Annotated in this window: 12 protein-coding genes; 2 read left to right on the plus strand and 10 right to left on the minus strand. The window is 61.7% G+C overall.

The features are described from left to right. Nucleotides 1–18: 18 nt before the first annotated feature. On the minus strand, nucleotides 19–588 hold the full coding sequence (locus JTY93_RS26350; RefSeq protein WP_169991201.1) for a mechanosensitive ion channel family protein: 570 nt from the start codon (nucleotides 586–588) through the stop codon (nucleotides 19–21). Further along, a complete protein-coding gene (locus JTY93_RS26355; protein WP_029289609.1) occupies nucleotides 588–2,498 on the minus strand; it encodes an ATP-binding cassette domain-containing protein in 1,911 nt (636 codons plus the stop codon). Before JTY93_RS26355 ends, JTY93_RS26350 begins: the two co-directional genes overlap by 1 nt. A gap of 50 nt (nucleotides 2,499–2,548) precedes the next feature. Here JTY93_RS26355 and JTY93_RS26360 point away from each other — a divergent pair, with 50 nt between their 5' ends. Then, on the plus strand, nucleotides 2,549–3,013 hold the full coding sequence (locus JTY93_RS26360) for a TIGR02444 family protein (protein ID WP_205476555.1): 465 nt from the start codon (nucleotides 2,549–2,551) through the stop codon (nucleotides 3,011–3,013). On the opposite strand, the gene JTY93_RS26365 is transcribed toward JTY93_RS26360, so the two are convergent. Continuing rightward, on the minus strand, nucleotides 3,010–4,098 hold the full coding sequence (locus JTY93_RS26365; protein ID WP_205518961.1) for an AlgP family protein: 1,089 nt from the start codon (nucleotides 4,096–4,098) through the stop codon (nucleotides 3,010–3,012). The genes JTY93_RS26360 and JTY93_RS26365 overlap by 4 nt on opposite strands. Before the next feature lie 192 nt (nucleotides 4,099–4,290). Between JTY93_RS26365 and JTY93_RS26370 the strand changes: the two genes are divergently transcribed. After that, nucleotides 4,291–4,956, plus strand: a complete 666-nt coding sequence (locus tag JTY93_RS26370) for an FKBP-type peptidyl-prolyl cis-trans isomerase (RefSeq protein ID WP_205476554.1) — start codon at nucleotides 4,291–4,293, stop codon at nucleotides 4,954–4,956. A 54-nt stretch (nucleotides 4,957–5,010) separates the two neighbouring features. Here JTY93_RS26370 and rsd read toward each other — a convergent pair whose 3' ends face one another. The 7 genes from rsd to JTY93_RS26405 all read right to left on the minus strand — a co-directional run bounded on the left by rsd (nucleotide 5,011) and on the right by JTY93_RS26405 (nucleotide 11,402). Further along, nucleotides 5,011–5,469, minus strand: a complete 459-nt coding sequence (gene rsd, locus JTY93_RS26375; RefSeq protein ID WP_205476553.1) for a sigma D regulator — start codon at nucleotides 5,467–5,469, stop codon at nucleotides 5,011–5,013. Nucleotides 5,470–5,674: 205 nt separating this feature from the next. Continuing rightward, nucleotides 5,675–6,196 (minus strand): disulfide bond formation protein B, encoded by a 522-nt coding sequence (locus JTY93_RS26380; protein ID WP_205476552.1) that lies wholly within the window; start codon nucleotides 6,194–6,196, stop codon nucleotides 5,675–5,677. A gap of 236 nt (nucleotides 6,197–6,432) precedes the next feature. Further along, nucleotides 6,433–7,674, minus strand: coding sequence for a heme biosynthesis protein HemY (locus JTY93_RS26385; RefSeq protein ID WP_205476551.1), 1,242 nt, complete (start codon nucleotides 7,672–7,674; stop codon nucleotides 6,433–6,435). 5 nt (nucleotides 7,675–7,679) lie between these two features. Beyond that, nucleotides 7,680–8,792 (minus strand): uroporphyrinogen-III C-methyltransferase, encoded by a 1,113-nt coding sequence (locus JTY93_RS26390; RefSeq protein WP_205476550.1) that lies wholly within the window; start codon nucleotides 8,790–8,792, stop codon nucleotides 7,680–7,682. Between the two features lie 19 nt (nucleotides 8,793–8,811). Beyond that, on the minus strand, nucleotides 8,812–9,579 hold the full coding sequence (locus JTY93_RS26395) for a uroporphyrinogen-III synthase (protein WP_205476549.1): 768 nt from the start codon (nucleotides 9,577–9,579) through the stop codon (nucleotides 8,812–8,814). After that, nucleotides 9,576–10,517 (minus strand): hydroxymethylbilane synthase, encoded by a 942-nt coding sequence (hemC, locus tag JTY93_RS26400; protein ID WP_205476548.1) that lies wholly within the window; start codon nucleotides 10,515–10,517, stop codon nucleotides 9,576–9,578. Before hemC ends, JTY93_RS26395 begins: the two co-directional genes overlap by 4 nt. A 138-nt stretch (nucleotides 10,518–10,655) precedes the next feature. Next, nucleotides 10,656–11,402 carry a LytR/AlgR family response regulator transcription factor gene (locus JTY93_RS26405; protein ID WP_205476547.1) on the minus strand — a complete coding sequence of 249 codons (747 nt, stop codon included), beginning with the start codon at nucleotides 11,400–11,402 and terminating at the stop codon, nucleotides 10,656–10,658. Nucleotides 11,403–11,799: the final 397 nt, after the last annotated feature.

An 11,799-nucleotide genomic window follows, 5' to 3' on the forward strand; every position in this document is an offset into this window, starting at 1 on the left:
GGGCTGGCTAGAGTTTTTTCAGGATAAGGGGCTGACGTCGCTACCGCGCCAGCGGCGTACCGAACGCTGGAAGAACAGGCTGTTGGGCACTTGCACCACGGCGCTGTCGGTGCCCGCCTCGGCCACTTCGATCAGCGTGGTGTAAAGCAGGTTGATCGCAATCACCCGGCCTTTGACGCCCGGCTTGTCGACGGTATCCACCAACTCCACCACATCGCCCAGGCGAAACGGCCCGACGGTGAAGATCAGGATCGCGCACAGTAGGTTGGACAACACCGACCACATGGCAAAGAACGCCACCGCTGCCACGGCCACAAAGCCCGACAGCGCGGTCCACAGCACAGTGGCCGACACCCCCAGGCGTTCGAGGACGAAGATCAGCGCACTGCCCATGATCAGCCAGCGCAGGCCACCGCGCAGGGGCATCAGCAGTTGCGGCGGGAACGGGTAGCGCTCGCCCAGGCGCGTCAGGCCCTTGGCGACGAAGCGCTGGGCCAGGTAGCCGGCCAGCAGGATCAGCAGGATTTGTACGCCGACCCACACCGGCTCGATCCATTGCGCGGGCAGCGGCAGTTGCAAGGCTTCCATCAGGACAGCGCCTCCAACTCCGCTTGCAGGCCTTCCAGCAGTTCGAGGGCTTCCATCCAGGTTTCCTCCAATTGCCCTTCGCGCACCTTCAGCTTGGCCTGTTCGGCCAGCAGGTCGCGCAGTTCATCCTTGCGGGCCGCTTCGTACACCGCACTGTCGCCGAGGCTGGCTTCGATCTTGGCCAGGCGTTCGTGAACCTTGCCCAATTCGGCCTCGAGCTTGTCGGCTTCGCGCTTGTGCGGCGCCAACTGCTGGCGCAGGGCCGCGGCGGCCTGGCGCTGGGCTTTCTTGTCGGTCTTGTCCGGGTTGACCGGGGTGTTGCTGACCGGCGCGTTACGCAGCCGATAGTCAGTCAGCCAACGGGCGTAGTCGTCCAGGTCGCCATCGAACTCTTCGACCTTGCCATCGGCCACCAGCAGGAAGTTATCGGTGGTGCTCTTGAGCAGGTGGCGATCGTGAGACACCACCAGTACCGCACCGCTGAATTCCTGCAGGGCCATGGTCAGCGCCAGGCGCATTTCCAGGTCCAGGTGGTTGGTCGGTTCGTCGAGCAGCAGCAGGTTTGGCCGGTCCCAGGCGATCAGGGCCAGGGCCAGGCGAGCTTTTTCGCCGCCGGAGAAATTCAACACCGGCTCATCGATGCGCGCGCCACGGAAGTCGAAACCACCCAGGAAGTCGCGCAGGGTCTGCTCGCGCTCGGTTGGCGCCAGGCGCTGCAAATGCAGGAGCGGGCTGGCCTTGGAGTCGAGGGAGTCCAGCTGATGCTGGGCGAAGTAGCCCACCACCAGGTTCTCGCCACGGGTCAGGCGCCCGGCCAGGGGTTGCAGTTCACCGGAAAGGTTCTTGATCAGCGTCGATTTGCCCGCGCCGTTGGGCCCGAGCAAACCGATGCGCGCGCCCGGGGTGAGCTGCAGCTTGACCTTCTCCAGGATGGTTTTGTCGCCATAGCCCAGGCGTGCATCCGAGAGGTCCAGCAAGGGGCTGGAGATTTTCACCGACTCGCGGAATACAAAGTCGAACGGCGAATCGACGTGGGCCGCCGACAGCTCTTCCATGCGCTCCAGGGCCTTGATCCGGCTCTGGGCCTGGCGGGCCTTGGTGGCCTGGGCCTTGAACCGGGCGATGTAGCTTTCCATGTGCGCACGCTGCGCCTGCTGCTTCTCGAAGGCCTGTTGCTGCTGGGCCAGGCGTTCGGCGCGGGCCCGCTCGAACGCGGTGTAGCCGCCGCGATAGAGGGTGATTTTTTTCTGTTCGACATGGGCGATGTTATCGACCACCGCGTCGAGGAAATCCCGGTCGTGGGAAATCAGCAGCAAGGTGCCTGGGTAGCTCTTGAGGAAATCCTCCAGCCACAGGATCGCATCGAGGTCCAAGTGGTTGGTGGGTTCGTCGAGCAGCAACAGGTCCGAGGGGCACATCAACGCCTGGGCCAGGTTCAGGCGCATGCGCCAGCCACCGGAGAAGTCGGCGACCGGGCGATCCATCTGCTCGTTGGTGAACCCCAGGCCGGCGAGCATCTTGCGCGCACGAGCGTCGGCGGTGTAGCCGTCGGCACTGTCGAGCTCCGAGTGCAGGCGGGCCTGGGCGGCACCATCCTGGGCTTTCTCGGCCTCGGCCAGGTCGTGTTGCACCTGGCGCAGGCGCAGGTCGCCATCGAGCACGTAGTCGATCGCGATGCGGTCCAGGGTGTCGATCTCCTGACGCATATGGGCGATACGCCAGTCGGCTGGCAGCAGGCAGTCCCCGGAATCCGGGGTCAGCTCACCGAGCAACAGGGCGAACAACGTGGATTTGCCGGCGCCGTTGGCACCGATCAGGCCGGCTTTGTGACCGGCGTGCAGGGTCAGCTCGGCGTCTTCAAGAAGACGTTGCGGGCCACGCTGTAATGTTAGGCTTTGAAGTCGGATCATAATGGCGGCGGAGTCTACCAGCTTCGTTGGCCGCTGGCTTGGGTGTGAACATGTGCGCTGACCTGTGGAGCTTTGCCCTCTCGACCTACGCCCGTGCGGGTGCTGAAGATGCCTGCCTGCGCTTGCAGGAGCAAGGGGCGGATGTGTGCCTGTTGTTGTGTGGGTTGTGGCTGGAACAGCGCGGGGTCGTACCCGAACCTGAACGCGTACAGGCGCTGCGAACAATCGCCCAGCCCTGGCAGGCAGATGTAGTGCAGCCTTTGCGCAGGGTGCGCAAACAATGGCGCGCCATGGCGCAGCAGGATGTGGAGCTGGGAGCGCTGCGCGAGCGGGTCAAGGCCCTGGAGCTGGAAGCTGAACGGCAGTTGTTGTTACGTCTGGAGGCGCTGGTACAGAGTTGGCCGACGGGGGAGCAAGCCACGGATCAGGTATGGCTTGAAGCATTGGCGACCGAAGTCGCCAACCTCGACCACGACGCGCTGCATCAGCTGCGCGCCGCGGTCACCGGCACTTAGGAAGCGCTGGTTGGGGTGGTGCCTGGCACTACCGGGGCAGACGTGCTGCTGGTCGGTGCCGGAGTAGCAGCTGGAGCTGCCGGTGCAGCGGGGGTCGCGGGCTTTGCAGCAGCAGGTTTGGCGGCCGGCTTGGCAGCTGGTTTTGCAGCAGCAGGTTTGGCAGCTGGCTTGGCGGCTGGTTTTGCAGCAGCAGGTTTGGCAGTTGGCTTGGCGGCTGGTTTTGCAGCAGCAGGTTTGGCAACTGGCTTGGCGGCTGGTTTCGCAGCAGCAGGTTTGGCAGCTGGCTTAGCGGCTGGTTTCGCAGCAGCAGTTTTAGCGGCTGGCTTGGCGGCTGGTTTTGCAGCAGCAGGTTTGGCAGCTGGCTTAGCGGCTGGTTTCGCAGCAGCAGTTTTAGCGGCTGGCTTGGCGGCTGGTTTTGCAGCAGCGGTTTTAGCAGCTGGCTTGGCGGCTGGTTTTGCAGCAGCGGTTTTGGCAACTGGCTTGGCGGCTGGTTTTGCAGCAGCAGGTTTCGCAGCTGGCTTGGCGGCTGGTTTCGCAGCAGCGGTTTTAGCAGCTGGCTTGGCGGCTGGTTTTGCAGCAGCGGTTTTAGCAGCTGGCTTGGCGGCTACTTTCGCAGGCGCTTTTTTAGTCGCAGGCTTGGCCGCAACTTTAGCCGAAGCCTTGGCAGCAACTGCCTTGGCCGGTGTCCGAGTGCTCAGCACTTTGGCCACTGCTTCTTTCACACGACCAACGCCCTGGGCCAGTTTCAGGCTCTCTTGGGCATCGCGCTTGAGTTGAAGAATGTAGGTGCGGGTTTCGGATTGACGATCCTTGAGGGCATCGAGCAAGTCCTCAAGTTCTTTGACAGCGCCCTTGGCTTTGGTTTGCGCCTTGGCTTTGCCGGCAGTCGCGGCGTCTTGCAGTTTGGTGCGGGATTTATGCAGTTTTTCTTGAGCCTTGCCGCGTTGCTTTTCCAGCTTGGCGAGCAATTTCTCTGCATCAGCCAAGGCTTGAGAGCAAGCACTTTCCAAATGTTCGAGCAGGCTGCCCGAGAGTTGTTGGAGCAAGTGCAACGGGGTATTAACAGGCTTCTGTTTGGCCGACATGATTTACCTCCTGGCTGACGTGGGTGCGGCTCATACTAGCCCTCTGCTCTTACCGCCGCTAGGGCATGTTGACAGTATCGAATGCGTTGCGTTGCACCGCACAAAAATTCTTATCGATATAACGAAAAACCACTCCATTCTTTACCCCTCCACACTGGCATAATCCACCGCACTTTCGGCTGGAGAATACCCATGTCGCGTTACCTTTTTTTCATCCTGGGTTTGTCGTTTTCAGTGGCCAACGCGAGTGAGCCAGCAGCGTCCAAAGACAGCCACGACCTGGCCTACAGCCTGGGCGCCAGCCTTGGCGAACGCCTGCGCCAGGAAGTCCCCGACCTGCAGATCCAGGCCTTGCTCGACGGCCTCAAGCAAGCCTATCAAGGCAAGCCCCTGGCCCTGGATGACGCACGCATCGCTCAGATCCTCGCCCAACACGAAGCGCAAGCCAGCAGCGATGCACAAGTGCCGCAAAGCGAAAAGGCTCTCGCCGCTGAACAACAATTCCTGAGCACAGAAAAAACCAGGAGCGGTGTGCGCGAATTGGCAGACGGTATCTTGTTCACGGAGTTGGCCCCTGGAAACGGGATAAAGCCAGGCGCCAATGATCGGGTGAAGGTGAAGTACGTGGGGCGATTGCCGGATGGGACGGTTTTCGACCAGAGCACGCAGCCCCAATGGTTTCGCCTGGACAGTGTGATCAGCGGCTGGCAAAGCGCGCTGCAACAGATGCCGGTAGGCGCAAAATGGCGCCTGGTGATTCCTTCTGCACAGGCCTATGGCGCAGACGGTGCGGGCCAGTTGATCGCACCTTACACACCGCTGGTTTTCGAGATTGAGCTGCTCGCAATCGGTGCCTGAGCCAATAAAAAACGGTGCGCCATGCGCACCGTTTTTTTGTCCTGCCGCTGAGGCTCAGGCCTGGGTTGCAAGCTCTTCCTTGTGGGCGTTGTGCAGCACTTCGATCAAGCAGTCTTCCAGCTCGAAACGCTCATGGAGCAGGCCACCCAGCTCTTTGAATTTCGCGGCAACGCACTCACCCTTGTCGCAAAGGTCATTAAACGCCAGGAGCTTTTCGGTGATGACGTCGATACGCGGGTAAATGGTCTTGGCCAAATCCAGGCCACGCTGGTCATCGAAGGCCTCGGCCTCCTTGGTCAGTTGCTCATAGACCCCGAAGTGCCCTGCCGAGACGTAGTCCATCAAGACACCACAGAACTCCTGCAGAGGCTTGCGGTTCTCAGCCAGCGCTTCAGGCTTCTCGCCCAGCGCATCAAAGGCCCGAACCAATTCGTGACGTGCCTTCAACCAGCTGTCGATCAGCTTATGCACACCACCCCAGCGTTCCTGAGCATTCTGACAACTTTCCAACATGATGATCTCTTCCCTTATGGGCGGTGCCGCTTTCACCCGCGCGATGCGTCGAGGATAAAGCGGCAAGCGGACAACGCCGCATCGAACAAACTGTTTCAATAACGCGTGCGGGCCAGATTATGCCCCCACGACTATGGCTTCAAGGTACGCAGACCAGAAAGTTCATACAAGTGTTTAATCCCATCCTACGAACCAACCCAGCCGGTCAGTGCTTCACAAACCTTAGATTCTGACCGGGCAACAGGCGGGAAAACTGCGTCGCCCCCAGTATGAGCATGGCCACGAAGAACAGTAAGCTCCATTCCGGGATGCTCAAGTCGAACAACGTCCAGTTGATTTCCACACAGTCGACGGTGCCCTTGAATGCCAATTGCAGGGCTTGCCCCAGGGACAGGTTTTCAATCATGTATTCCAGGCTTGGCCAGCAGTTGGGGATCTGCTCAGGCGGGATGTTCTGCAATAACACCTGGCGCACCGCTGTCACTGCGCCGAGCAACGCACAGCCCATGCTCGCCGCCCAGTACAGGTAGATGCCCACGCGCCTGGGACCGTGGATCGCCGCTACCAAGTTGATCAGCGTGAACACCGCCAGCAGGCTGCGCTGGATCAGGCATAGGAAGCAAGGCCGCAAAAGAGCCCCGTATTCCAGGTAAAACGACGCGCCCAACGTCAGCACACCGGCCATGAACGCCAGGAAGAACAAGGAGCGTGAGGGGGCCAAAGACATTGTTTATCCGTAACGCAAGAGATAGGTCGTTACGGTAGAGGAAAGACCTTACCCCTTTCAATACGCGTTGGAGCAGACACTTCCGCGAGATCGCAGGGATATCCCGTCAGAGGACAGGTAACTTTACGTGGCACTGTGTGGGAAACCACCTCAAGCCCCTGAAATCCGCAAAATCGAGGGGTTTTGAAGGGCTGGTTGCCAGATGCGTCTGAGCCAACCCTTCAAAAAATCCTACGTCAAACCCGTGCAGGCACCGGGAGCGGTGAGGCTAGCAAGCGACTGTCCAACAGCCCCAGGCCCTCCTGGAACAGTTGATTACTGCGCTCGGCATCACCCAACTGCGCCAGCAATCGCGCCAACTCGGCACAGGCCTCGGGGTTGCGTTGTACTTGCAGGCTGCTTTCCAGATAGTCCCGCGCCTTGCCCCACAAACTGTTTTGCAGGCAGAGCCGTCCCAGTGTCAGCAACAGGCTGGCATCCCCCGGATGGTCCTTGAGCCAGCCTTCGGCGAACTTCAATTGCCGTGCCGAATCGCCCCCGCGCAGCAGGCCATACAACCTGATCAGGTGACTGTCGTACCCGCGCTTGAGCGCGACACGTAAAGCCTCTTCGGCCTTGGCATCGGCGCCCAGCTGGCGCAACTGCTCGGCATAGGCCAGTACCAGTTGGGGCTCCTGGCGCTGGGCCGAGGTCAATTGCTGCCAGGCCCGCTCAAGGGATTGCAGTCCGGCTTCGCCATGTTCTTCACGCTGGACGGCCAGGCTCAGGTTTTCACCCCAGGCTCGGCGCTCCAGCTCTGCCAGCTCGGTGGCGGGCAACACTTTGTCCTTGCGCAGTTCCGGTAAGAGCCGGATCACCGAAGACCAGTCACCGCGCTGCTGGTGCAGGCGCTGGAGCTGGCGCAACACCTGGGCGTTGTGCGGATGGCGCTCATGCATGGCCTGCAGCGTCACGAGGGCGGCGTCCGTGTCGCCACGGTCCATCTGCAACTGTGCGTGGCTCAAGGCAACCGCCAACTCGGCCTGGGGCTGACGCTCCAGGGCGCGCTCCAACAGGCTGTCGGACTCTTCATAGCGCCCCTGCTCGTTGGCCGCCCGGGCCGCGCCGAGGTAGTACAGCAATGGCTGGCGCTCGGCTTCCGCCGCGCGGTGCAGGTGCCGCTCGGCACTGGCCCAGCGGCCTTCCGCCAAGTCCATCTGCCCCTGTTCGATAGCCACCTGCACCCGCCGGCTGCGATTGCGCCGCGACCAGGGATTGACCACACCGCCGGACGTTGTCACCAGGCCCAGCAGCACCCGCAGCAGATAGATCGCCAGACCGACGACAAACACCGCCACCAGGGTCGACCACAGGCCGGACTCATAATGCAGCACATGGGGATAGCTGATCAGCACATAACCGGTGTGTTTCGAGATGCCCACCGCCAGCGCCAGAGCGAGGGCAATCGCCAGCACCAGGATCACATAGAAACGCTTCATCGGCTTTACTCCTGGGTCGCCGGCTTACCGGCGGAAGCCTTGGCTTCATCGGCAGACAGATGGCGGCGTTCAAGGTAAGCCTGCACCGCAGACAAACTTGCGGCGAGGTCCGGGGTCACCACCGAGACGGCCTTGGGCTCAAGCTCGGTGATACGCGCCAGCATGGCCTGGCTTTGCGGGTTGTCCTGGTTGAAGTTGCCCTGCAATACGCTGCGCGCCTCGCCCAACGCCCGGGCGTACACCGCCGGCTCGCCATTGAGTGCGGCCCATTGCGCCTGCTCCAGCGCCAGGCTCAGGGCCAGGCGCACCTGGTTCAGGCCTTGGCCTGCCAGCAACGGGCGGATGTTGTCATCGGGGTTGAAATCGATACGGAAGTAGCGGGAGATCTGCTCCCACCACTGGCTCCAGCGACTGTCAGTGTCGCTGCTCGGACGGCCCTGCGGGCTCTCTTGCAACTGATATTCCGGGGACACGGCAGCCAGTTGCACCACCTGGTCACGCAGCGCCGCCAGTTGCAGGTACAGCCCGGTGCGGTCTGGCTGCTCAACGCTGCGCAAGGCCGCCAGGCTCTTGGCCAACTGCTCGCGGGCGGCGTAGGAACCCGGATCGCTCTGCTCACGCAGGATCTCGTCGGCGCCCTGCACCAGCGCCTGGGCACTGTTGATGTCCTGCAACGCTGACAAGCGCAGGCTGGCCAGACGCAGCAAATGCTCGGCTTCGGCCAGGCGCCAGTCCTTGCGGCTGGCCCCCAGTACGGTTTCCAGACGCTGGTTCAGGCGTTGCTGGTCGCCCTGCAATTGCACCACCAGGCGACGGCGTTCTTCCAGCTCATCAGCACCTGGCAATTGTGCCAGGCGCGCGGCCAATTGCTGCTGCGCCTGCTGGATACCCTGGGACTGTTCATCCAGGGTGCGCACCTGCCCCAACTGTTGCTGGCTGCTCGCTTGCAGGGCCCGGACCTGCCAGAGCCCCCAGCCGCCGGCCGCAACACCGGCGGCACCAAGCAGCAAAGCAAAGACCGCCAGGCCGTTGCCACGGCGAGGTGTAGTGACCGGGGTCTCAACAGGCGCATCAAGCGCGGGCTGAGCTTCATCTTTAGGCAAGGCTGTTTCGCTCACGTGTCCATCCTTTGCGTTATTAGAGAGTGGGAACGGGCTGGCTCCGTAACGCCACTAGCAAAGCCGCGGCACTGGCACCGCGACAATCCACAACTTTTTCCGCGCCCGCAGCCCGCGCCATTTCGGCGACTCGTGGGCTGGGCACGAACAACGGCAACTGTGCCACGCGTGGCCAATCGGCACCGGCGAGGCCTTGCAGATGCAAAAAACCCTGCCCACTGCTGACCACCAGGCCGTTCAAGCGTTCCACATCAATGCGCTGGGTGAGCACATCCGGGTCGTAGGTCGGCAAAAACCGACGGTACAACTCCAGATAATCGACACTAGCACCTTGGCCGCGTAAACGCTCAGCCAGCAACTCTCGCCCCCCCTGCCCCCGCAGGATCAATACACGCGCATCGTCAACAGCGACAGCCTCGCGCAACCTGGGCAATTCAAGCAAGGCCTCGCTGTCATCCCCAACCTCGGGGTAGCTCACATCCAGGCCATGGTCAGCCAGAACCTGGGCCGTGGCCGCGCCGACACTGAACCACGGCAAGGCCGGCACCGCTGGCGCGTACTGGTCGAGCAACTGCAGCGCCCGGCGCGCGGCCGGCTTGCTCACCACGATCACCGCACAATAGCGATCCAGGTGCTGAAAAACCGCCTGGTGCTCGGCAGTGATGGGCAAGGGTTGGGTTTCCAGCAATGGCAGGCTGCTGCTGAAGATACCGGCGTCGGACAACGAGGCCGCCAGGGCTGCCGATTCCTCGGCAGGCCGCGTCAGCAGCACACGCCAGCCGGTCACTGTGGACCGGCCTCGCCATAGACTTTTTGCAGAATGGCGCCGGCGCCTTTTGCCAGGAGTTCTTCGGCTACCTGCACGCCCAGGCTCGCGGCCTCGGTTTGTGGCCCGCGGGTTTCAGCCGTGAGCAACAAACCGCCGTCGGGATCACCCACCAGGCCGCGCAGCCAGAGGTTGTCACCCTCAAGGACCGCGTAGCAGGCAATCGGCACCTGGCAGCCACCGTTGAGGTGCTTGTTCAGGGCACGCTCGGCGGTGACCCGCACTTCGGTTGGCTGGTGATCGAGGGGTTTGAGCAGCGCCTGGATTTCCAGGTCTGCGGTGCGGCATTCGATACCGACGGCACCCTGGCCTCCAGCCGGCAGGCTATCTTCGACATTGATGGCAGAGGTGATGCGCTCTTCAAAGCCCAGGCGAATCAGGCCTGCGGCCGCCAGGATAATCGCGTCGTACTCGCCGGCATCCAGCTTGGCCAGGCGGGTATTGACGTTGCCCCGCAGGAAGCGGATCTGCAAGTCCGGGCGACGGGTCAGCAACTGGGCCTGTCGACGCAGGCTGGAGGTGCCGACGATGCTGCCCTGCGGCAGCTCATCAAGGGAGGCGTAGGTATTGGACACGAAGGCATCGCGCGGGTCTTCACGCTCGCAGATGCAATACAGGCCCAGTCCTTGGGGAAAGTCCATCGGCACATCTTTCATCGAGTGCACGGCGATGTCGGCTTCATTCTCCAGCAGAGCGGTTTCCAACTCTTTGACGAACAAACCCTTGCCACCGATTTTCGACAGCGGCGAGTCGAGCAGCTTGTCGCCACGACTGACCATGGGCACCAGGGACACCGTGAGCCCCGGATGGGCTTGCTCAAGGCGGGCTTTGACGTATTCGGCCTGCCACAAGGCCAGGGCGCTTTTACGGGTGGCGATGCGGATTTCGCGAGAGGACATGGATCAATCCGTACTGAATAGATACGGCAGATAATAACAGCTCAGGCAGAACCGCCTTGATTTGAATCAGCAAGTGCGGGGCCTCCCTGGCCGCTGCGCACCGGGATTCGGGGCATGCAGGTCGCTACAGCCCTCGGGCTAAAGCTGCTGCATCATCTTGCGCACGCCTGCGACATGGCGCCGGCTGACGATCAACGCGTCGCCGTTGAGCCCTTTGAGGAACAACTGAAAATGCCCCAGGGGTGTGCGTTGCAGGCGTTCGATACGCTCGCGGGCCACCAGCGCGTTGCGGTGGATACGTACGAAGCGCTCGCCAAATTCGTCTTCCAGGGCCTTGAGTGGCTCATCGAGCAACACTTCACCGTGCTCGTGACGCAGGGTCACGTACTTGTGATCGGCAATGAAATAAATGACCTGGTCCACGGGAATCAGCTCGATCCCCTTGCGGGTCCTCGCGCTGATATGGCTGCGCGGGCCGTTGCCACTTTGCGCCGCCGGCTGGGTCAGGGCAGCCAGTTGCACCCGATTGGGCCGCTCGGCTTTCTTCAAAGCCTTGAGCAGCGCATCGGCCGATACCGGCTTGGCCAGGAAACTGACGCCACTTGCCTCCAGGGTCTCGGAGGAGAACTCCTCGTCGGTCGCGCACAACACCAGCGCCGGCGGCGACTCGCGTTCACTCAAGCGGGCGGCAACCTGCAAGCCATCAAGGCCCGGCATGCGGATATCGAGGAGCACCACGTCCGGCTTGAGGCTTTCGATCAAGGTCAATGCCTCGTCGCCACTGGACGCACTCGGTTCAAGGGCTGTGTATCCCTCGAGCTCACTGACCATACGGCTCAGTCGCTCGCGGGCTTGGGGTTCGTCATCAACGATCAGGACATTCATATTGCGCTGGATTCCTGCGTGAGTCTCGCACAAGGATAGCGTAGACAGGTGCGGTGACTTCCGTCACGGCGATCCACGCTAAGACTAGCGTGAGCGGCAAAAAGTGCCCCGAGAGCGACACCAATATTTACCCGGACCTGTTCAATACCGCCCAAAACCCGATACCGCAGGGCATCGTCATAGGGTTTGCTGATACTCAATATGAACACCCCCTCTACGTTAAGGTTAGCCTGGAGTTCGACCTCATCGCCTGGCATTGGTGCACTGCACCCCTGTCAGTGCAACTGTAGACGCTCACGAAGCCGACATTGCTCAATCGTCAAATATCGTTTCAATAAACACCCTTTGTTTACCTCAGGATCCGCTCGGGTGAAACCCCCGCTTTCACTCCTGCCTC

Origin of the sequence: Pseudomonas hygromyciniae, from assembly GCF_016925675.1 — a bacterium.
In the GTDB taxonomy this organism is placed as follows: domain Bacteria; phylum Pseudomonadota; class Gammaproteobacteria; order Pseudomonadales; family Pseudomonadaceae; genus Aquipseudomonas; species Aquipseudomonas hygromyciniae.